The sequence below is a fragment of the Acinetobacter johnsonii genome, assembly GCF_048551975.1.
GTDB classification, from domain to species: domain Bacteria; phylum Pseudomonadota; class Gammaproteobacteria; order Pseudomonadales; family Moraxellaceae; genus Acinetobacter; species Acinetobacter johnsonii_A.
The window spans coordinates 42,854-64,031 of record NZ_JBIMCF010000003.1 but is presented as its reverse complement, the minus strand read 5'-3'; the positions used below and the strand labels follow the sequence as shown (position 1 = coordinate 64,031).

18 protein-coding genes and 1 riboswitch are annotated in these 21,178 nt (G+C 43.5%); of the genes, 4 read left to right on the top strand and 14 right to left on the bottom strand.

What is annotated here, in order from left to right; all coding sequences use genetic code 11:
- The first annotated feature begins 48 nt into the window (after positions 1 to 48).
- On the top strand, positions 49 to 663 hold the full coding sequence (locus ACG9ZB_RS03900) for a riboflavin synthase subunit alpha (RefSeq protein ID WP_419324518.1): 615 nt from the start codon (positions 49 to 51) through the stop codon (positions 661 to 663).
- 119 nt (positions 664 to 782) lie between these two features.
- Here the strand turns inward: ACG9ZB_RS03900 and acs are convergent, their stop codons facing one another.
- The gene (gene acs / locus ACG9ZB_RS03895; RefSeq protein ID WP_279733462.1) at positions 783 to 2,726 is read right to left on the bottom strand and encodes an acetate--CoA ligase; all 1,944 of its coding nucleotides are present in this window, start codon (positions 2,724 to 2,726) and stop codon (positions 783 to 785) included.
- Between the two features lie 452 nt (positions 2,727 to 3,178).
- On the opposite strand from acs, the gene ACG9ZB_RS03890 reads away from it, so the two are divergent.
- Positions 3,179 to 4,150 (top strand): mechanosensitive ion channel family protein, encoded by a 972-nt coding sequence (locus tag ACG9ZB_RS03890; protein WP_419324262.1) that lies wholly within the window; start codon positions 3,179 to 3,181, stop codon positions 4,148 to 4,150.
- Here the strand turns inward: ACG9ZB_RS03890 and ACG9ZB_RS03885 are convergent.
- From ACG9ZB_RS03885 to prfB, 5 genes are all read right to left on the bottom strand, one after another.
- The gene (locus tag ACG9ZB_RS03885) at positions 4,136 to 4,846 is read right to left on the bottom strand and encodes a 16S rRNA (uracil(1498)-N(3))-methyltransferase (protein ID WP_419324261.1); all 711 of its coding nucleotides are present in this window, start codon (positions 4,844 to 4,846) and stop codon (positions 4,136 to 4,138) included. The genes ACG9ZB_RS03890 and ACG9ZB_RS03885 overlap by 15 nt on opposite strands.
- A gap of 214 nt (positions 4,847 to 5,060) precedes the next feature.
- The gene (locus tag ACG9ZB_RS03880; RefSeq protein ID WP_419324259.1) at positions 5,061 to 6,341 is read right to left on the bottom strand and encodes a 3-deoxy-D-manno-octulosonic acid transferase; all 1,281 of its coding nucleotides are present in this window, start codon (positions 6,339 to 6,341) and stop codon (positions 5,061 to 5,063) included.
- A 99-nt stretch (positions 6,342 to 6,440) separates the two neighbouring features.
- A complete protein-coding gene (locus ACG9ZB_RS03875; RefSeq protein ID WP_184117924.1) occupies positions 6,441 to 7,520 on the bottom strand; it encodes an alkene reductase in 1,080 nt (359 codons plus the stop codon).
- Between the two features lie 15 nt (positions 7,521 to 7,535).
- Positions 7,536 to 7,835, bottom strand: coding sequence for an ArsR/SmtB family transcription factor (locus tag ACG9ZB_RS03870; RefSeq protein WP_004978252.1), 300 nt, complete (start codon positions 7,833 to 7,835; stop codon positions 7,536 to 7,538).
- A 140-nt stretch (positions 7,836 to 7,975) separates the two neighbouring features.
- Positions 7,976 to 9,071 (bottom strand): peptide chain release factor 2 gene (gene prfB / locus ACG9ZB_RS03865; protein WP_419324257.1). Its coding sequence is split into 2 segments (ribosomal slippage): positions 7,976 to 8,998 and positions 9,000 to 9,071, totalling 1,095 coding nucleotides; the frame shifts between segments, so codons are not numbered across the junction.
- A 483-nt stretch (positions 9,072 to 9,554) separates the two neighbouring features.
- Between prfB and ACG9ZB_RS03860 the strand changes: the two genes are divergently transcribed.
- Both ACG9ZB_RS03860 and ACG9ZB_RS03855 read left to right on the top strand, forming a co-directional pair.
- Positions 9,555 to 10,337 carry a putative porin gene (locus tag ACG9ZB_RS03860; RefSeq protein ID WP_419324255.1) on the top strand — a complete coding sequence of 261 codons (783 nt, stop codon included), beginning with the start codon at positions 9,555 to 9,557 and terminating at the stop codon, positions 10,335 to 10,337.
- 169 nt (positions 10,338 to 10,506) lie between these two features.
- On the top strand, positions 10,507 to 11,262 hold the full coding sequence (locus ACG9ZB_RS03855; RefSeq protein WP_419324253.1) for a putative porin: 756 nt from the start codon (positions 10,507 to 10,509) through the stop codon (positions 11,260 to 11,262).
- Between the two features lie 45 nt (positions 11,263 to 11,307).
- Here the strand turns inward: ACG9ZB_RS03855 and recJ are convergent, their stop codons facing one another.
- The 8 genes from recJ to ACG9ZB_RS03815 form a co-directional block, all read right to left on the bottom strand.
- On the bottom strand, positions 11,308 to 13,014 hold the full coding sequence (gene recJ / locus ACG9ZB_RS03850; protein WP_419324251.1) for a single-stranded-DNA-specific exonuclease RecJ: 1,707 nt from the start codon (positions 13,012 to 13,014) through the stop codon (positions 11,308 to 11,310).
- Positions 13,015 to 13,671 carry a pyridoxamine 5'-phosphate oxidase gene (gene pdxH, locus ACG9ZB_RS03845; protein ID WP_419324249.1) on the bottom strand — a complete coding sequence of 219 codons (657 nt, stop codon included), beginning with the start codon at positions 13,669 to 13,671 and terminating at the stop codon, positions 13,015 to 13,017.
- Positions 13,672 to 13,685: 14 nt separating this feature from the next.
- Positions 13,686 to 15,017, bottom strand: a complete 1,332-nt coding sequence (glmM, locus tag ACG9ZB_RS03840; RefSeq protein ID WP_201706901.1) for a phosphoglucosamine mutase — start codon at positions 15,015 to 15,017, stop codon at positions 13,686 to 13,688.
- 121 nt (positions 15,018 to 15,138) lie between these two features.
- Complete coding sequence (guaB, locus tag ACG9ZB_RS03835) at positions 15,139 to 16,605, bottom strand: IMP dehydrogenase (protein WP_419324246.1); 1,467 nt, start codon at positions 16,603 to 16,605, stop codon at positions 15,139 to 15,141.
- A gap of 222 nt (positions 16,606 to 16,827) precedes the next feature.
- Positions 16,828 to 17,193, bottom strand: a complete 366-nt coding sequence (locus ACG9ZB_RS03830) for a YkgJ family cysteine cluster protein (protein WP_004978263.1) — start codon at positions 17,191 to 17,193, stop codon at positions 16,828 to 16,830.
- 94 nt (positions 17,194 to 17,287) lie between these two features.
- On the bottom strand, positions 17,288 to 18,085 hold the full coding sequence (locus ACG9ZB_RS03825) for an MBL fold metallo-hydrolase (protein ID WP_419324244.1): 798 nt from the start codon (positions 18,083 to 18,085) through the stop codon (positions 17,288 to 17,290).
- 182 nt (positions 18,086 to 18,267) lie between these two features.
- Positions 18,268 to 18,843 carry a TMEM165/GDT1 family protein gene (locus tag ACG9ZB_RS03820; RefSeq protein ID WP_004691720.1) on the bottom strand — a complete coding sequence of 192 codons (576 nt, stop codon included), beginning with the start codon at positions 18,841 to 18,843 and terminating at the stop codon, positions 18,268 to 18,270.
- Positions 18,844 to 18,918: 75 nt separating this feature from the next.
- A riboswitch (yybP-ykoY riboswitch) is annotated at positions 18,919 to 19,057 on the bottom strand.
- 149 nt (positions 19,058 to 19,206) lie between these two features.
- Positions 19,207 to 21,177, bottom strand: a complete 1,971-nt coding sequence (locus tag ACG9ZB_RS03815; protein ID WP_419324242.1) for a 2-oxo acid dehydrogenase subunit E2 — start codon at positions 21,175 to 21,177, stop codon at positions 19,207 to 19,209.
- Position 21,178 lies beyond the last annotated feature (1 nt).

Below are 21,178 nucleotides of genomic sequence, written 5' to 3'. Positions count from 1 at the left end.
GATAGATGATTTACATTAAACATAAACCCCGAATTAGGAAGACTTATGATGTACACAGGTATCGTTCAAGGCTTAGAAAAAATTCTAGATGTCCGTCAAGGCGACGGTTTTAGCACCCTTGTGGTTTCAAATACTCACAACTTTTTTCACGATGTCTTCATCGGTGCAAGTGTAGCTATTAACGGCACCTGCTTAACTGCGACGCATATTGATCTTACCGCCAATCAAGTCCATTTTGATGTCTCAGATTTGACTCGACGCCTGACTACTTTAGGCACTTTACAGACAGGGGATGAGGTAAATATCGAACGTTCAGCCAAAATTGGAATGGAAAATGGGGGGCATAACTTGTATGGACATATCGAAGGAACGGCTACAGTAAAGCAACTGAGCCGTCACGGCGAGACTCTGCATGTGGATCTTCAGATTCCAGAAGGCAATATCAAATACTTTTTCTTAAAAGGTTTTATTGGTCTGAATGGTTGTAGCCTCACCGTCAACCGTGTTGATCGTAACAGCCATGAAATTTCAGTTGATTTGATTCCTGAAACTTTGCGTCTGACCACGTGGGCATCGGTACAAGTCGGCGATGCGGTCAATTATGAAATTGATCAGATGACACGGACGATGGTGGATACCTTAGAAAGCATCCATCAGCGTTAGAACTATTTAATTTCTAAACGTCTCGTACTTACAAATTTGTATACAGCAATCCGACGTATTCCATCAATATGTCAAAATAAAAATACCGTCTGCTTAAGACGGTATTTTTTAGGTTGATTTTATCCGTTTGGATATACTTCTTTAATCAACACTTCGACCACTTGCGGTTCAGCCAGCGTCGATGTATCACCCAAACTATCTAACTCGTTCGCCGCAATTTTTCTTAAAATACGGCGCATAATTTTACCTGAACGTGTTTTCGGTAAAGATGGTGCCCAATGTAAGGCATCTGGTGTTGCCACAGGACCTAACACCTTTCTTACCCACTGAATCAGCTCTGCACGGAGCTCTTCCGTTTGCGCTGTGCCTGCTTGTAAAGTGACAAAAGAACAAATTCCCTGCCCTTTGATCTCATGTGGCATTCCTACTACGGCAGCCTCAGCAACCGCCTCATGTGCCACCAAAGCACTTTCCACTTCAGCCGTGCCTAAGCGGTGCCCTGACACATTCAGTACATCATCCACCCGTCCTGTAATCCAGTAGTAACCATCTTTATCACGACGAGCACCATCCCCCGTGAAATATGTGCCTGGATAGGTTGCAAAATACGCTTCGATAAACCGCTCAGGGTCCCCCCAAATGGTTCGCATTTGTCCCGGCCATGAATCCTTAATCACCAGATTGCCTTCAGCCTCACCTTCTAACTCGTTGCCTTCAGCATCGACCAAAGCAGGTTGAATCCCAAACAAAGGACGCGTTGCAGACCCGGGTTTGAGTGGGGTCGCACCCGGAAGAGGAGAAATCAAAATTCCGCCTGTTTCGGTTTGCCACCATGTATCCACCACTGGGCAACGGCTTTCTCCCACTACCGTATAGTACCAATTCCATGCTTCTGGGTTGATCGGCTCTCCAACGGAACCAATCAAACGTAAACTGCTACGGTCACTCTCACGGACAAAGGCATCCCCTTCTCGCATCATGGCGCGGATCGCTGTCGGAGCCGTATATAAAATCGTCACATTGTGTTTGTCGACAATATGGCCTGTACGTGCCCAACTTGGATACTGTGGAATCCCCTCAAACATCACTGTTGTGGTTCCATTCGACAAGGGTCCATACAGCACATACGAGTGCCCCGTAATCCAGCCCACATCGGCGGTACACCAAAATACATCATCTTGTTTTAAGTCGAATACTTCACGGAAGGTACTATTCACATAGGTTAAATAACCCCCGGTGGTATGCAGCACGCCTTTAGGCTTACCGGTTGAACCTGAGGTATATAAAATAAATAGGGGATCTTCGGCATTCATCGCTTCAGGTGGACAAATCTCGTTGACGGTCATGATTTCCATGTGATACCACAAGTCACGCCCTTCTTTCAGCGTGATCGGATTACCTGTCCGATGTACCACAATCACGTTTTGTACCGAGTCTGTACCGGGGAGACTCAATGCCGCATCTACATTTTCTTTCAGCGGAATCGGTTTACCCCCGCGCATTCCAGAGTCTGCGGTAATCACAATTTTGGCTTGACTGTCCTCAATTCGACTCGCCAATGAGTCAGGTGAAAAGCCACCAAACACCACACAATGCACGGCACCGATTCGGGCACAGGCCAACATCGAAATGGCCGCTTCTGAAATCATTGGCATATACAGCACCACACGATCACCCTTCACCACGCCATGCTTTTTCAAAACATTGGCAAAACGACACACTTCGTCATACAGTTCAGCAAAGGAAATGATTTTATGGCGCGACGGATGGTCACCTTCCCAAATAATGGCAGGTTTATACGGATGCTCTTTTAAATGTCGATCAAGACAGTTGGCGCTTAAGTTCAGTTGACCATCTGCAAACCATTCAATTTTAAAATTGTCTTTATCATAACTGGTGTTTTTAACTTGGCTAAAAGGCTTGATCCAATCTAGCTTCAACGCTTGTTCAGCCCAATACTCGTCAGGTTGTTCTATCGATTTTTGATAGCGTTCAAAATATTCTTGTTCATTGGTGCGCGCAGTTTTTTCAAATTCTGCAGGTACAGGATAGACTTCTTTCATATCATACTTCCTTATATTCTGACTCTCATCGCGAGAGTTCATGCCACAGTTATTGGTTTATTATTGGACTGCATAACCACAGTATGACGATTGTTTTTTAAACAGATCAACACGGCTTTGGTCGTATATTATTTCTACAATTTAAAACACATTTTATAGTGATCTTTCAATGAGATCCTGTGTTTAATCCGTAACATGAACAACGTCGAACTCCGTAAAGTCGCTCCAGCTAGGCTTTTTAAGAATATTGTTACACTTCAGGCTGTGCTATTTCATACATAGGAGCATTGCTCAGCACCTTGATTCAAAAAATCAAGCATTTAAAAAACAGACAGATAGATTTTTATCCGTTTATCAATCACTCAGAATGCGATAATTTCATACGCTTTTCTCTATTAAATACACACAATTTTCAGGCAAAATATGCCAAATTTTCAGCGATTGGAGCACCAGTGTCAGAACAAACCCATACCTTGAGCGAGGTTGCTCAAGGTACGTCAGAGATGCTACATGACGCGACAGCGAAAACCACCCAAAGTGTAATTGCACATACAGCAAAATATAATGATGCCTATTCCACCATCGACAAATTTGTCGATAGTTTTTGGGAGCGTATGCCTTATTTTTGTATTGCGCTGATTACCTTCATCATTTTTTATTTTCTCTCCAAACTGTTTAAACTTTTTGTTCGTAAAGCACTGTCTGATCGATCTTATACCAAGCAAAACCTTGTCCTTGTCCTGAACCGTGTCGGGAGTTCGGCCATCGTCTTTATTGGCTTCCTGATTGCCATGGTGATTGCGATTCCAGGTTTCACACCCGGACAACTGATGAGTGCTTTGGGGATTGGCTCGGTTGCGATTGGTTTTGCATTTAAAGACATCTTCCAAAACCTACTTTCAGGAATCCTGATTTTGCTGGGTGAACCATTTAAGATTGGCGATGACATTATTGTCTCGGGTATGGAAGGCAACGTTGAAGATATTCAAATTCGTGCCACTTACTTACGTGCGCCAGATGGTCGCCGTATCGTGATTCCCAATGCGACTGTGTATACCAGTGCGGTCACAGTTAATACCGCCTATCCACGTCGTCGCTGTGAATTCTTGGTTGGTATTGGTTATGAAGATGACATCAAAAAAGCCAAAGATATTATTTTAGGCATTTTAGACCGAGATACGACCATTTTAAGTCAGCCGGGTTTTAGTGTGAACGTCGCTGCACTTGCAGATTTTTCAGTGAACCTCAAAGTCCAATGGTGGGTCAACACCACAGAAACGACGGTATCTGGCTCGATCAGTTCAGTACAAGAATATGTGGTTCAGGCCTTTGCTGAACAAGGAATTTCTATTCCATACCCAGTCCAAGAGGTTCGCGTCGCAAAAAATGAAAGCTACCCGACAGAAACCTCAGCCGCTAAATAAGCGTCCTAAAACATAAGGGATCACGGTTTCAGTGCGAATAATACGGTTGCCTAAGCTCATCGCTTGGCAGCCGTTTTTTACAAGCAGTTCAATTTCATAGGGAATAAATCCGCCTTCTGGCCCAATCACCACCGTACACGGATGCTGAATAGTACTGGGCATTTGCATCACGCTATAAGGATGTGCCACATAAGCAGGACAATCTGTTGAAATCATGCTGGGTAAAATGTCTTCCACAAAAGGCTTAAAGCGCTTATAGATTTCAATGGGAGGTGCAACGGTATCGCCTGCCTGCTCAAGACCCAAAGTTATGTAGTGATCCAGCTGTTGTAGAAAAGGGCTTTGCCAATAACTTTTATCGACCCGATAGCTGTGCAGCAAAATGATTTTTTCAACCCCTAAAGTCACCGCATCCATCATCAAACGACGTAGAACTTTAGGACGTGGCATCGCGACAATTAAAGTCACTGGAAGTTTGGCTGGTACAGGCTCTTTATATAAGGGTTTTATACGTACAACTGTTTCAGAGATCTCTACAACTTCTGTCACATAACGCTTTTTGTTTCGAATGCCAACTTTTAAAGTATCGCCAACCTTAATCTGTAAATGAGCCTGTAAATGTTCCAGCTGACGCTTGGCGCTAATGGACCAAAATTCCGATTCAGTTTGGCGCGAATCTAAGAGAACGATATTCATAATAAATAGAAAAAATCCAAACAGTGGAGGCCTCATCAGCACATATTATCGTGAAAGGCGACAAGGATGTCGCCAGCTGTGCTGAGGTATAGGATGTACCTTCAGCACATCAAAAGATTTTTTTTACTTTTCAACTTTGAAAAGTAAGAACCACCTCCGCAAAGCCATCCATAAAATCTACAGTATTTGTAGTAATGACAAACTCACTCAAGTTTTATAAATAAGCATCAATCACTTGAATATGCTTTTTCAAAGAGCCCGTATTTAACTGCATAATCTTTTGTGCAGATTCATTCAGTGTGTTGGCCTGCTCAGTATCCTCTAACAGTATCATCAACACCGCAGCAGCTTGTTCAGCATCCTCAACAACTTTCACTGCATCGGCTTGTACAAATTCATCGACAATGGTTTGGAAATTAAAATAGTTTTTGCCCAAAACCGTCGGCACATGTAACGCAATTGGCTCTAAAATATTATGTCCGCCACCCGGTTCATTTAGTGATCCTCCGACAAAACAAGCATTTGATAAGGCATACCATAACCACATCTCCCCCATCGAATCGGCTAAATAAACTTGGGTGTCCGTCTCTATGCTTTGTCCCGTACTTCTGCGAGTGGTATTTAAATTTAAACTTTGTGCAACAGCAAAGACCTCATCAAAACGCTCTGGATGACGTGGTACAACAATGCACAACAGTTCAGGCTGTGCATCCAAATATGGCTTAAATGCGCTTAACAGTTTTTGTTCTTCGGGTGCATGAGTACTGGCAATAGTGATGATCTTACGCCCAGCGAGTGACCATTCTTGCTTGAGCTGTGCTGCCTGTTTGACACACGATTCTGGCGCATGAATATCAAACTTAATACTCCCCACCACCTGTGTTAGCGATGGTGCTGCACCGAGCTGAATAAAGCGCTCTGCAGTTGCCTGATCTTGTACCAAAAGCTGATCTAGTCCGTGTAACATCGGCTGCGTAAGGCTAGATACTTTGGAGTAGCCTTTGGCTGATTTTTCAGAAAGACGTGCATTAATCAAGATACATGGCACCTGACTCTGCCCCGCTTGGGCAATTAAATTTGGCCAGAGTTCGGTTTCAACCAAAGCCAACAGCTTAGGCTGATACAATGAAAAAAACTGACGAACTAAAGGCTTTTGATCTGCAGGTAAATATACTGCTTGGAACAGGTCTAAATAAGGTGCTTTTAAAAATAGGGATTTGGCCCGTGCCTGTCCCGTTTTGGTGGTATTGGTCACCAAGACTGGATGACCGGCTTTTAAATAATGTTCGATGAGAGGCTGCGCTGCATTGGTTTCACCCACCGACACCACATGGAACCAAATCGCTTGGCGATTTTTAACCGGTTGAAAGGGCCCGAAACGTTCGAGACATTCTTGTTGAAATTGTTCTGTACTCTCTGCACGTTTTTTTATTTTAGACTTATACAGCGGTTTGATCAGCGCAAGTGCTGCGTTATACCAAAAAGGAGTAGCCAAATACGTGCTCCAAAAATTAATGCAAAAATAAAACAGCGCAACTCATATTATCCCATGAATTGCGCTGTTATCTTGTCGCGAATTGAACGGAAAAGCAATTTAAACCGCAGCAGTTTCCATTTCAGCTAAAGTCGGATAGTCCACATAGCCTTCAGCGACACCCGTTCCAATCATATTTTCCAGTTTCAGTTCATTCAGTGGTGCATCTTGCAGTAAACGCTCATACAAGTCTGGATTGGCAATATACGCCTTACCAAAAGACACCGCATCAGCCTTGCCTGATGCCAACAGCTGAATTGCATCTTCACGACTCAGTTGCATATTGGCAATATAAGGCACTCCACCAGAACGCTCTTTCATATATTCAGAAATACTGTCTTCAGCCAGATATTCACGGGTAAAGAAGAAGGCAATCTTGCGTTTGCCCAGCTGCTCCATGGCATAGCCAAATGTTTCACGTGGATTATCATCGCCCATGTCATGGTCATCACAACGCGGCGCAAAATGCACCCCTACACGATCTGCGCCCCATACTTCAATCAGTGCATCAGTTGCTTCTAGCAGGAACCGTGTACGATTTTCCACTGAACCGCCGTATTCATCTTCACGCTGATTGGTTTTGCTTTGCAAGAACTGGTCAATCAGATAACCATTGGCAGCATGTAATTCCACACCATCAAAACCGGCTTCTTTAGCACGAATCGCGGCTTGCTTATATTGCTCGGTAATCGCGTGAATTTCAGAAACCTCCAAAGGACGTGGCAATACATAAGGACGTTTTGGACGTAGTAAGCTGACATGACCCGCCTGTTGTACTGCACTTGCAGAGACTGGTGTTTCACCATTTAACAGATCCGGATGCGATACACGACCAACATGCCAAAGCTGGGCAATAATCAGACCGCCCTTCTCATGAACCGCTTGAGTGACCTTTTTCCAGCCTTCGACCTGAGCATCGGTAAACAATCCTGGAGTATTCAAATAGCCATTGGCTTCTTCAGAAATCACTGTAGCTTCAGAAATGATCAGGCCAGCACTTGCACGTTGCGCATAGTACTCAACCATCATTGGGGTTGGAACGCGATCAGCAGTTGCGCGGTTACGGGTCAGCGGCGCCATGATGACACGGTTTTTAAGCTCTAACGCACCGAGCGTTAAAGGAGAATTTAATTCAGCCATCGTTACTCCCACCTGTTAAAGGTGTTGTTGTAGGTGTTCGATAAATTGCTGAATCAACGCTTCATTGCGAGAAAAATAAGACCATTGTCCATATTTTTCCACTTGAATTAAACCGGCCTGCTGTAAAACGGACAAATGGTTCGACATCGTCGATTGCGATACATTTCCCAACCGTTCGATATGACCTGCACATACGCCGCGTCTAAAGTCACCACATTCGTCACTCGATAAAAATTGTTCCGGTTTTTTTAACCATTCCAAAATTTGGCGACGCGTTGGATTAGCCAAGGCTTTAAAAATTAAATCTATATCCATACTCAAGACACGTTTAATGGGCAACAAAGCGTTGTCAGCTTGTTTTACCTAATATATCGCATTTTTTCGATTTTAATATCGATTTTTTTAGATATATTGTAAAATAACTGATAACCCTTTGCTTTCATTCATCATTTAAATTACAAACCTTGTTTTAAGCTTGCTTCAATAAACTTATCAAGGTCACCATCTAGTACTGCACCGGTGTTGGAGTTTTCAACACCCGTACGTAAGTCTTTAATACGCGAGTCATCCAATACATAAGAACGAATCTGACTGCCCCAACCAATATCCGACTTCGAGTCTTCAAGTGCTTGAGCCGCTTCGTTACGTTTGCTCATTTCCAACTCATACAACTTCGCACGTAACTGTTTCCACGCATGGTCACGGTTGGCATGTTGTGAACGTTGGTTCTGACACGCCACCACAATGCCTGTTGGCGCGTGGGTTAAACGTACCGCAGAGTCTGTTTTGTTAATGTGCTGACCACCTGCACCAGAAGCACGATAGGTATCGGTACGCACGTCAGATGGGTTGATCTCAATTTCAATGTTGTCATCGACTTCTGGCGAGACAAACACAGCAGAGAACGACGTATGACGGCGGTTACCCGAGTCAAATGGCGATTTACGTACTAAGCGATGCACGCCCGATTCGGTACGCAACCAGCCATAGGCATACTCACCTTCCACACGAATCGTTGCTGACTTAATCCCAGCCACATCGCCGTCTGATTCTTCCATCAATTCAGCCTTAAAACCATGACGTTCAATCCAGCGCATATACATACGCAGTAGCATTGACGCCCAGTCTTGTGCTTCTGTCCCACCTGAACCAGCTTGAATTTCCACATAACATGGATTTGGGTCCATTGGGTTACTGAACATACGGCGGAATTCAAGCTTCGCTAACTCTTCTTCTGCAGAAGTCAATTCAGCTTGGACATCAGCCAACAGACTTTCATCATCTGCTTCGACTGCCAAATCAAGCATCGCTTGCGCATCTTCAAGCTGCGTTGCCAAACCATCTAACACATTTAAGACGTTTTCAAGTTCGCCTTTTTCTTTGGCCATGGCTTGTGCACGGCTTTGATCATTCCAAATCGCTGGGTCTTCTAATTCACGGAGAACTTCTTCTAAACGCTCTTTTTTCAGATCGTAGTCAAAGATACCCCCGTAATGTGAGACCACGGTCGTTTAAGTCTTTTAATTGGTTTAGATACGGATTAATTTCCACGTGAATTACTCTCAATCAATATAAAGCGAAAAATAGCCGCTGATTATATCACAGTCGACGGCTGGGATTATTCATCTCAAATTCGACAAAATCACACCCTTCTTTCTAGAGCTTAAAACTGTTTAGCCTCCGAAAAAGTATTCACTTGAACCGCAATCAAGCTGCATTTAAATGCGAACCATCCCACAAAATACACACCTGAGAAGTGCTCTCAACAGACGAACGGACTAAACATTTTGAGTTAAAATTGATTAAAATATCGTCAAAAATTATGAAATCCACATAATCTACACAATTTTAATAAAACAAAACATTATAAATTTATAATTTATTATCAATCATTTAAATTTAAAAAATTACACGATGTAACCTTAGATACAGAGCATTAACTTTCCTTTGGTTGACGCTTTTTTATTTTGCCCTAGACTGAAGTTGTAACAAAAAATTAATGAAATACAGTTCCACTTACGAGGGGTACATACCATGAAAAAATTAGCAATTGCTTCAGCATTACTTTCAGCTCTAGCGATCACAGGTACTGCACATGCATACCAAGCAGAAGTGGGTGCTTCAGCTGGCCTAATTGATCCAGACAACGGTAGTGCAAGCGGCTCTTTTGGCGTAGATGGCACATACTATTTCAACCCAGTTCAAACACGTAATGCGCCACTTGCAGAAGCAGCATTCTTAGACCGTGCAAGTAACGTTAACGCAAAATACCAATACGACGAAGTAGGTGATAATGAACGTCATCGTTATGGCGTCGGTGCTGAAGTCTTTGTCCCTAACTCAGATTTCTATGTGAGTGGTAATGTTGGTCGCGATGATAGGAAATTTGACCGCGGTGGCGATTTTGATGAGACCGTTTATGGCGCTGAAGTAGGTTATTTACCAGCACCAGGTTTATTAATTGCTGCGGGTCTAAAAGGCTATGACAACGATTATGACGATGGCGTAGATCCTACTCTTCGCGCTAAATATGTCACTTCTCTAAGCAATGGTAAAGATATTAACTTAGAAGCAGGCGCAGGTTTTGGTGATTTAGACGAATATAATCTTGCAGCAGATTACTTCATCGATAAAACCTTAAGCCTAGGTGTAGATTACTACAGCAAAGACCGTGACTATGGTGATACTAGCGAATTTGGTATCAATGCGCGTAAATTCTTTACTCCACAAGTCAGCCTTGAAGGCCGTGTTGGCTTTGGTGAAGTTGGCAACAACGACTACAACAAATTCGGTGTAGCTGCGAAATACCGTTTCTAAGACCAGTCAATAAAACCTTACATACAAAAAGCCCATTTTCGAATGGGCTTTTTGCCCTCTCATAAAGCATTGTTATAAATAAAGATTGACTCCCTGCTACTTTTTTGTACACTTCGTTACAACTGTCATAGAACAGTCATATTTTTATAACAAAGAGAGAACCTCTAAAATGCTTAAAAAAATTGCGCTGACTACAGCACTAATCGCAAGCTTCGGGACTGCAAATGCTTACCAAGCGGAAATTGGGGGCACCATTGCTGTCGTTGATCCTGATCATGGGGATACTTCAACAGGTTTTGCCTTAGATGGCACATATTATTTCAACCCTGTTCAAATCAAAAATAATCCGCTGAATGAGGCTGCATTCTTAAACCGCTCAAGTAATCTCAATGGCGAAGTTTCATATATTGATTATGACTTATACGAAGTCACTGCATTTAATATTGGACTTGAGTATTTTATTCCAAATTCTGATTTTTACCTGAACGGTAATATTGGGCAAACTAAACATGAAGCGGACAGTGTTGAAGATCTAGATACTACCATTTATTCTGCTGAAGTAGGCTACCTACCTGTCCCAGGCTTATTGGTTGCAGCTGGTTTATTTGGCTACGATAATGATAATGGCGACGATGTCGATCCAACCTTACGTGCCAAATATGTCACTCAAGTGGCTGCTTATGACATGAACTTTGAAGGTGGTGCATCTTTTGGTGATATTGATGCCTACAGCTTTGGAGCTGACCTATATTTAGATAAAACCCTAAGTGTGGGTCTTGGTTTCTCTGATACAGATGAAAAAGATGCTGATGTATTTACCATCCGCGCGAAAAAGTTCTTCACGCAACAAGTCAGCCTAGAAGGTGAAATTGACTTTGCTGATGATGGCAATGTATTTGGCTTACGTGGTGCTTACCGCTTCTAATTGCAACTAAATGTACTAAAAAAACCGCTCTATAGAGCGGTTTTTTTAGTGTTGTTCTAAGTGCAAAATGCGAAGTTGTACACTTACATTGCCACGAAATTCATTTTTATCCAGCTCATAGACCAAACGAACTTGATGGTTCATCTCATTGAACTGGTATTTGTCTGCTGCATTAAAAGCGATGGCATCCACGACCTGTCCATTGTCTAAAGCTATACGTAATTTTAAATGCACTTCTTTCAACCAGCGGAAATCTAAAATTCGAAAATTTCCTTCAAAAATAGGCGCTGGAAACTTTTGCCCCCATGGACTAATCTGCTGCAGCAGATCAACCGTTTCAACCTGAATATTTTCTGCTGCTAACTCACCATCGGTCCATAAAGTCGCCGTAAATAAACCTTCATCCTGAGCTGCCATCAGTGCTTCAAAGGCCTGCTTAAACTCTTCAAAATGAACTTTTTGAATGGTTAAACCCGCTGCCGCAGCATGCCCACCAAAGTGGCTGACCAAATGTGGATATTGCTCAGCAACGCACTCAATGGCATCGCGAATATGGATTCCTTCAATCGAGCGGGCAGAACCTTTGATATGTATCCCATCTTCATCTGCAGCAAACACAATACTCGGACGATGAAACTGTTCTTTTAAGCGTCCCGCAACAATGCCAATCACACCTTGATGCCAATGCGGCTCGAACATAATTAAAGCCGGAGGTAAGACCGTATCGTCCAGTTGAATTTGATCCAAGGCTATTAAAGCCTCTCGTTTCATCGTCGCTTCAACCTGACGACGTTCCACATTCAACTGATTCAGTTGTTCTGCCAATGGATAGGCAGAAGCAAAGTCCTGTGCCAATAGACATTCAATACCGATATCCATGGTTTCCATACGACCTGCCGCATTAATCCGTGGTCCCAGTACAAACCCCAAATCTTGCGCTTTTAAAGTTATAGCCTCTCGACCTGCAATCTCCAGTAGAGCGCTGATGCCCGGACGACATAAATGCTGTTGAATGCGCTTCAGGCCAACATCGACCAAGATGCGATTGTTATAGTCAAGACTCGCAACATCGGCATAGGTGCCTAAGGCCACTAAATCCAAATACTGACTCATGACTGCCGAAGGCTTATTCAGTTTTTTACGATAGGTTGATAAGTTAGCCAAGACATAAAAGGCCACACCCACCCCAGCTAAGGCTTTACTTGGAAAATCACACCCCAACTGGTTCGGATTCACTACCGCTTGGGCACTGGGAGTCGGTTTTGTGGTCAAATGGTGATCGGTAATAATCACCTGCATGCCATGATCTTGCGCTTGTTTCACGCCGTCATGACTAGAAATACCATTATCCACAGTAATCAATAAATCAGGTGTAAAGCTGGTAAATACTAAATCTGCAATCGCAGGCGTTAAGCCATAACCATATTTAAAGCGATCTGGAACCAGATACTCTACCTGCGCCCCCATTTCTCGCAAAGCCAAAATCATTAAAGCGGTGCTGGTTGCACCATCTGCATCATAATCACCCACAATGACAATTTTGTGTTCCTGATCAATTGCAGCATCCATCAACCGAATTGCTTCATTTAAGCCTTTCATGCTAGGGGCCAGTAAATGCTTGAGCTTTAACTCCAGCTCCTGCGTTGACGCCACCCCACGGCGAGCTAAAATTTCTGCAATAAACGCAGGAACGTCCTGAAATAATTCAGGACAGGTCATAAAGGGTCTTTGCTTAATTTGAATGGCTGACATTTATGGCATCAAACGTTTCAGCATCCAGACATCTTGCTGTTTTTCATAACTTAAACGGTCATGTAAACGGTTCGGACGCCCTTGCCAAAACTCATAATAGTCAGGCTCAAGGCGGTAGCCACCCCAAAAGACAGGTTTATTCAGTTCTGATTTACCTTCAACTTGGCTTTGCAATTGCTCAAAACGTTGTTGCAAGACTTCACGGCTTTCAATCACACCACTTTGTGGTGTACTGATATGTGCTGCAATTTGACTATCTCGTGGACGCTTATGATAGTAGTCCGTCGATTCTGCTTCAGAAATTTTGACCACTTTACCGCCAATGCGAATCTGACGTTCCTGCTCTTGCCAATAAAACAATAACTCTGCATATGGGTTTTCTGCCAGATCCTTGCCTTTTTGACTGTCATAATTGGTATAAAAATCATAACCTGCTTCAGTTGCACCACGTAGCAATACCGTTCGCACATGTGGGCGACCCTGCACACTTGCTGTCGCCAATGACATAGCATAAGGTTCGTGCAGTTGTGCTTCTAAAGCATGATTAAACCAAAGCAAGAACTGAGCATGTGGATGGGTTTCTACTCGATCTTCATGCAGCTCGCCTTTTTGATAACTTAAACGAAGCTCACTGAGATCTTTAATTAAATCACTCATTTCTTCACTCCCTATTAAGCTGCATTCGCACGTACAGCATCAGCCAATGTATGGGCTAAAGTGCTGACTTCATCGAGGTCATCCCCTTCCACCATGACACGAATCACAGGCTCAGTACCTGACTTACGAATCAACAAACGACCACGACCTTTGAGTTGTTGCTCGGCTTTATCAAATTCAGCCACCAAAGCAGGCACCGCATAAGGGTCAAACATCGCCTCTAAACGTACATTCACCAGCACATTCGGTAGAAGCTTAAAGTCAGCAACCAATTCATGCAGTGCTTTCTTCTGCTCGACCATCACCGTAAGCACTTGAAGGGCGGCAATAATGGCATCACCAGTGGTACTTTTATCCAAGGTTAAGATATGCCCTGATGGCTCACCGCCAATCACCCAGCCTTTTTCTTCTAGACCTTGTAGGACATAACGATCCCCCACTTTAGCACGTAATAGCCCTACACCGGCTTTTTCCAAAGCCAGCTCTAAAGCCATATTTGACATTAAGGTACCCACTATTCCAGCAGGTTTTTTAGCGCTCTGTGTCGCCAAGATATATAGAATATGGTCGCCATCAATTAGCTTGCCATCTTTATCCACCAAAATAACACGGTCTGCATCCCCATCAAAAGCGATACCCAAATCTGCACCACTTTCAACTACAGCTTGTTGCAAACTTTCAGGGTGTGTTGAACCACATTGCTCATTGATATTTACACCGTTAGGCTCATTATGAATGGCAATGACCTTGGCGCCGAGCTCACGAAAGACCGATGGACCCACGTTATATGCAGCACCATTTGCACAATCCACCACAATGGTTAAATCATTCAAGTCTAAATGGTATGGAAATGTGGATTTACAAAACTCGATGTAACGCCCATTGGCATCTTTTACGCGGACACTTTTACCCAAGTTTGCCGTGTCTTCAATCACTAATTCTTTTTCAAGTTCTTGATTAATTTCTTCTTGAATAGCATCTGGTAATTTCTTACCTTCACTGGAAAAGAACTTGATCCCATTATCAAAATAAGGATTATGTGATGCTGAAATCACAATGCCCAAACTTGCATGTAAAGCACGGGTCAAATGTGCAATCGCTGGGGTTGGCAATGGGCCTAGTAAATGTACATACACCCCTGCTGCGTTTAAACCCGCTTGTAATGCTGACTCTAAAATATAACCCGATAAACGTGTGTCTTTACCGAGTACCACCAATGGTTTTGATTTTTTACTGTGGCGTTTTAAAACTTTCCCTGCGGCAAAGCCTAACTTAAGGGCAAATTCAGGGGTAATAGGGAGGACGCCAAACTTACCGCGAATACCATCGGTACCAAAATAACTCATATTTTACTCACTTCTTAATGGTGATCTAAATCATCACTTTTTACTGACATCACTTTACACCAAAACGAAAAAGCCGTCATAAAAATGACGGCTTTTACTTTGAACAATTGGTATAGCTGAATTAGCCCACGCGATAGTTCGGCGCTTCTTTGGTAATCGTTACGTCATGAACATGTGACTCAGACATACCTGCCGAAGTAATTTTCACAAACTTCGCATTTTGACGAAGATCTTCAATCACAGATGAACCAGTATAACCCATAGAAGAACGTAAACCGCCCATCATTTGGTGCACAATGTTGCCCATTGGGCCTTTGTATGGCACACGACCTTCGATCCCTTCAGGAACAAGTTTCTCAGCGCCTGCTTTAGAGTCTTGGAAATAACGGTCCGCAGAACCTGTTGCTCCTGCCATCGCGCCCAATGAACCCATACCACGATACGCTTTATAGTAACGACCTTGGAAGAATTCCACTTCACCTGGCGCTTCTTCAGTCCCAGCAAGGAGTGAACCAACCATAATCGTACTCGCACCCGCACCAATCGCTTTCGCCATGTCACCAGAGAAACGAATACCACCATCAGCGATCAATGGAATTTGATCTTTCAGTGCATTGGCAACGCTATCAATCGCAGAAATCTGCGGCATACCAATACCCGCCACAATACGCGTGGTACAAATTGAACCTGGGCCGATACCGACTTTGACTGCATCTGCGCCTGCATCAAGGAGTGCTAATGCAGCATCACCTGTTGCAATATTACCGCCAATCACTTGGACTTGTGGATAATTCGCTTTCACCCAACGTACACGCTCGATCACACCCGCAGAGTGACCATGCGCCGTATCCACGACAATCGCATCAACACCCGCCTCAACCAGTGCTTCAACACGGCTTGGTGTTTCTGCACCTGTACCGACGGCAGCGCCCACACGTAAGCGACCAAGGTCATCTTTACAGCTGTTTGGATAGCTTTCCGCTTTACGAAAGTCAGTGACTGTAATTAAACCTTTGAGTTCGTTGTGTTCACCAACAACCAATACTTTTTCAATACGGTGCTTTTGTAGTAAAGCTTGAATATTTTCTTTCGACTCACCTTCACGAACCGTCACAAGGCGATCTTGACCAGTCATGATGTTGCTTACAGGTTGCTCAAGGTTCGTTTCAAAGCGTGTATCGCGACCTGTGACAATACCGACCACTTTGCCATCTTTCACAACAGGCACACCGCTGATGTTGTTGGCTTGAGTAATCGAGATCAATTCGCGCACTGTGGTTTCAGGTGTCACAGTAATTGGATCTTTCACCATTCCTGCTTCAAATTTTTTCACACGACGGACTTCTGCAGCTTGTGCAGCAATATCCATGTTCTTGTGCAAAATACCAATACCACCGTTTTGCGCCATCGCAATCGCCATACGGGATTCAGTCACCGTATCCATTGCTGCTGAAACAAGGGGGATATTTAAATTAATGCCGCGCGTGACTCGTGTCTTTAATGAGACATCTTTTGGGAGAACAGTAGAATAGGCAGGGAGTAATAGGACATCATCAAAAGTTAACGCGTCTTGAACGATGGTCAACATGGCAGTCTCACTGGTAATTTCCGTGCGCTATTATAAACAAATATGAACTTAAATTTCATTTCAATTGAAAATTTATTTTTTTATCTTAGAAAATAAAGTGATAAAACCCATATTTTATTTGAGACCCTCATTTCCACCTTTATTTTTTATTTGTTGTTTTAAGATGAATTCGATTTATTTTCTAAAACTAAAAAAGCAGAGCCTTCACTCTGCTTTTATCGATTAACACACTTGATCAAAACCTTCATCGTTGACTGGAATGCTCGCTTCCAATTGCACAAATGGAATCATATTGTGCGCACGTCGCGCTTTGTTGCATTGATCATCCGCGATTTGAACTTCTTTACATGAAGAGCTACGCTGTTCATACATCCCACAACTGACGTGCTCACCAATGGTGCCTTGCAGTGCGATACAGCGTGGGCTAGCTTGATTGGTTCCAACCATACATGAATACACAGCCGTCACTGGCTCTGTGTAATGTTCAGGCATGGAGATACCTTCAGCCCAGTAAAATGAGACTCTAAAAAAGGCACAACATGCCCCGCAGCTTAAACAGGCATCTTCCGTTGGAACTTGAGACAACATCCTTTATATTCACATTTTCAAAAACTTTTTTTAGAAGAAAATATTAAAAAAATTGTGGTTGCCAAACAAGCAAAATTTACGACTATTTTTTCACTTAAGTTGGACAGGTAAAAACACTCTCATCCATCAAGTCGGTACCACACTCCAAAGTCTCAATCCAGTCTAAAAATTGATGAATCTGGTCGTGCCCAATAAACGGTGTCCCATGCTGCGGTACAATCATTTCGACATCCATGGTGCGGACCATATTGACCCATAAACGAATCACTTTGTTATTGCACATATAGCGCTGATGAAACCCTTTCATTTTAGGAATATGCGCAGCAAAGTTTTCCAAAGGTTTTGAGGCATCATCCACCATCGATGCTCCCATATCACCTGAAAATAGAATCTTGGCAATCGGGTCATAAAACTGAAAATTACCCACCGAATGCAGAAAATGCGCAGGCACAGCAATAATCGAAGACTGCCCCAACGTAATCACCTGACCGTGGTCAGGCAGCTCCACTAAACGATCCAGCCAGTTACCTTTCATCCGCTCACTCATAAAAGCTGAGTTCAAGTGGGGTAAAAAGCGTGCCCAAAGTTTAGATGCCACCACTTTCGCTTCGGTATAAACCAACCAACGCGGCATTGAGGTAATAATATCGGGGTCTTGGTGTGAGGCCATCACAAAATCAAGATTGGTCAAACGGGTATATTTATTCAACTCCATGGTCAGCGGCACATAGGTTAAATCACCACCCGGATCTAAGACCGCAGCACGCTCATGGTCAATAATTAAAAACTGATTTGCCTGTACACCCTCGCCTTTGACCAAGCTGGTAAAACTAATACACTTATGTGTGCCATCATCATATAAAACCTGTGACGTTGTGCGGTCAAATGCCATGTCCATCCCCTCAAAATGCTGTTTTTCTTAAAAGACTTTTTAATACCTACAACATATATGGATTTACACAAACTTACAATGCATTTGCGACCAACATCATTTGATATATCAATAAATTGAAGATCATTTTTAAACAAAAAATCCCGATTTTTTAAGTCGGGATTCTTATTTTCTAAGGTGAATTAGAAAAAATAATGCTGTACAAGTGTCGCAACACCAATGACCAAGAAAATGGCCGCACCAATTTTATGAATTAAGGCAATTGGCAACTTGGTCGCCAACTTATCGCCAATAAAGACCGCTGGCGCATTGGCCAACATCATCCCTAAAGTCGTACCCAACATCACCCAAACTATACTGTCAAAACGTGCCGCTAAAGCAACTGTCGCAATTTGAGTTTTATCGCCAATTTCGGCCAAGAAGAACAACACAAACGTTGCGCCAAATACCCCAAGTTTCTGCCATTTCTTAATGCTGCCTGACTCATCATCCAACTGATCAGGAATCAACATCCAACCTGCCATAGCAATGAAACCAATCGAGAGAATCCAGATCAGCGCATCAGGGCTTAAAACTGTGGTGATCCATTGGCCTAAAACAGCAGAGACGCCATGGTTAATAATGGTCGCCAGCAAAATAGCCAATAGAATTGGGACGGGTTTACGGAAACGTGCAGCAAGTAACAATGCAAGCAATTGGGTCTTATCGCCCATTTCAGCTAAAGCCACGATGGCTGTGGAGAGGAGGAATTCATACATGATGTCTTTCTCTGGCTAGCATAACAAATACCAATGACTCACCGCTCCTGCTAGCCAAAATCTGCAGAGTGGTAAATCAAAGGTCTTGCCAACAAAAGAAAGCTCTTTAGAAGCTCATTTGGTTCTTTGCTATGATGACCATGCTCGTTTTAGAGCAAATATGTTGATCATCACCTGTTCTGAAGAACAGCGGCTACTCCCCAATGAAGTAACACCATGTTAGGCGAAAATATGTTTTTTGGCAATCTATAAATACAAAAGACCCTGCCGAAGCAGGGTCTTTATTGAGGTATTTTTTTCAAGACTTCCAGCAACTTTTCTCTCTTTTGAGAAAAGAGAATAGCAGGGCTAAAAGCTAGATCATCAGATCAGCAAAGTACGGATGTCTTTCAACAACTTGGTCAGCTTATTGGTAAAGCGCGCTGCATCCGCCCCATTGATCACACGGTGATCATAAGACAGAGATAACGGCAACATCAGTTTCGGATCAAAACCTTGACCATTCCATACCGGCTGCATCGTCGCTGGAGAAATTCCCAAAATCGCGACTTGCGGCCAGTTCACCAGTGGTGTAAATGCTGTACCACCAATTGCACCTAAGCTTGAAATCGTGAAGTTTGCACCTTGTAGATCTTTCGGCGAAAGCTTCTTATCACGTGCTTTCTGACCCAATACACCAAGCTCCACCGCAATGTCTTTAATCGATTTCTGGTCTGGATTACGTAATACAGGAACGGTTAAACCATCTGGTGTTGCTACAGCAATGCCCATATGGATTTCGTTACGCAAGAGTACAGACTTGCCATCATCAGCCAAGTGACCAGCAAAATCACGTTCTTCTTTGAGTAAATGCGCAACAGCTTTAATAATGAACGCCATAATAGTCAAGCTAATACCATCTTTCTTAAAGTTACCTTTAAGGTCATTACGCCAAGCTTCAAGTTCAGTAATATCTGCCAAATCAAACTGAGTTACTTGCGGAATATAGTTGTTTAAAGACAACTGCGGAATAGAAACTTGTTGCAGACGTGTCAGCACTTTCTCTTCTACACCACCAAATGCACTAAAGTCAGGCAGTTTCGGTAAGCCCGCAGTAGCAACAGCCGTCACAGCAGGTGCAGTTTGTGGTGCTGTTAAACGACCTTTCACATAAGCAAAAAGGTCATCTTTCATTAAACGTGCATGCGGCCCAGAAGCTTTGACTTCTGCCAGCACCACGCCCAATTCACGCGCCAGTTTACGTACTGCAGGACCCGCGTAAACTTTAGCATTGGCTGCATTTTGTTCTTTGGTCAGCTTATCTGCACCTTGAGCTGCTGGTGCAGCCTGTACAGTAGATGCCACCACTTGTGTAGTTGCAGCTGGAGCTGCTGTAGGTTTTGCTGGTGTCTGAGTAACCGCTTGAGCCACTGGTGCAGGAGCTTGACCCTCAGCCTCAATGGTCACCAAAGCCACACCTTCCGATACATTTTGTCCCAATGCAACATGAATGGCTTTAATCACACCCGCTGTTGTGCTTGGTACTTCAACCGTTGCTTTGTCTGATTCAACCACGATGATACTTTGGTCTTTTTCAACCGTATCACCTACTGACACCAAAATTTCAGCAACAGTCGCTTTGTCTACACCCAAGTCAGGCACTGCAATTTCAACCGCACCTGCAGGCGCAGCAGCAGCTTGTGGCGCTGCTTCAGCAGACTGAGCTTCAGAAGTTTGAGGTTCTGCAACTGGCGTAGGCTCAGCAGTCACTGGTGCAACTGACGCTGCTGTTTTTACAGTCAGAATCACCACACCTTCTTTAACACTATCACCAACTTGAACGCTAATTGATTCCACTGTGCCTGAAATCGTACTCGGGACTTCCACAGTCGCTTTGTCTGACTCAACCACAAGGATGCTTTGATCAACGTCAATTTGATCGCCAATCGACACCAAAATTTCACCAACGGTTGCTTTTTCCACACCAATGTCTGGTACTTGCACATCAATCACTTGTGATGCTGTAGTCGCAGCTGGTGAAGTCGTTTCAGCAACAGCAGCGGGTGCAGGCTTTTCTTCAGCTTGTACAACGTCAGCCTGAGCTTGTACTGCTGGCGCTTCAGTTTGTCCCTCGGCTTCCAGCTCAATCAGCGCTGCACCTTCAGCAACCGAGTCACCTAAGTTTACTAAAATGCTTTTAACAACGCCTGCTGAAGTGCTAGGCACTTCAACAGATGCTTTGTCTGATTCTAATAGAACGACACTGTCATCAACCGCAATGGTGTCGCCAACTTTGACCAAAATTTCAGCAACAACGGCTTTATCTACACCAATATCAGGAGTTGTAATTTGCATA

Bases quoted from the DNA above. Each gene is read 5' to 3' on its own strand.
- ACG9ZB_RS03900 (WP_419324518.1), top strand. From the start codon at position 49: ATGTACACAGGTATCGTTCAAGGCTTAGAAAAAATTCTAGATGTCCGT.
- acs (WP_279733462.1), bottom strand. From the start codon at position 2,726: ATGAAAGAAGTCTATCCTGTACCTGCAGAATTTGAAAAAACTGCGCGC.
- ACG9ZB_RS03885 (WP_419324261.1), bottom strand. From the start codon at position 4,846: ATGAATATCGTTCTCTTAGATTCGCGCCAAACTGAATCGGAATTTTGG.
- ACG9ZB_RS03875 (WP_184117924.1), bottom strand. From the start codon at position 7,520: ATGGCTGAATTAAATTCTCCTTTAACGCTCGGTGCGTTAGAGCTTAAA.
- ACG9ZB_RS03870 (WP_004978252.1), bottom strand. From the start codon at position 7,835: ATGGATATAGATTTAATTTTTAAAGCCTTGGCTAATCCAACGCGTCGC.
- ACG9ZB_RS03860 (WP_419324255.1), top strand. From the start codon at position 9,555: ATGAAAAAATTAGCAATTGCTTCAGCATTACTTTCAGCTCTAGCGATC.
- ACG9ZB_RS03855 (WP_419324253.1), top strand. From the start codon at position 10,507: ATGCTTAAAAAAATTGCGCTGACTACAGCACTAATCGCAAGCTTCGGG.
- recJ (WP_419324251.1), bottom strand. From the start codon at position 13,014: ATGTCAGCCATTCAAATTAAGCAAAGACCCTTTATGACCTGTCCTGAA.
- pdxH (WP_419324249.1), bottom strand. From the start codon at position 13,671: ATGAGTGATTTAATTAAAGATCTCAGTGAGCTTCGTTTAAGTTATCAA.
- glmM (WP_201706901.1), bottom strand. From the start codon at position 15,017: ATGAGTTATTTTGGTACCGATGGTATTCGCGGTAAGTTTGGCGTCCTC.
- guaB (WP_419324246.1), bottom strand. From the start codon at position 16,605: ATGTTGACCATCGTTCAAGACGCGTTAACTTTTGATGATGTCCTATTA.
- ACG9ZB_RS03830 (WP_004978263.1), bottom strand. From the start codon at position 17,193: ATGTTGTCTCAAGTTCCAACGGAAGATGCCTGTTTAAGCTGCGGGGCA.
- ACG9ZB_RS03825 (WP_419324244.1), bottom strand. From the start codon at position 18,085: ATGGCATTTGACCGCACAACGTCACAGGTTTTATATGATGATGGCACA.
- ACG9ZB_RS03820 (WP_004691720.1), bottom strand. From the start codon at position 18,843: ATGTATGAATTCCTCCTCTCCACAGCCATCGTGGCTTTAGCTGAAATG.
- ACG9ZB_RS03815 (WP_419324242.1), bottom strand. From the start codon at position 21,177: ATGCAAATTACAACTCCTGATATTGGTGTAGATAAAGCCGTTGTTGCT.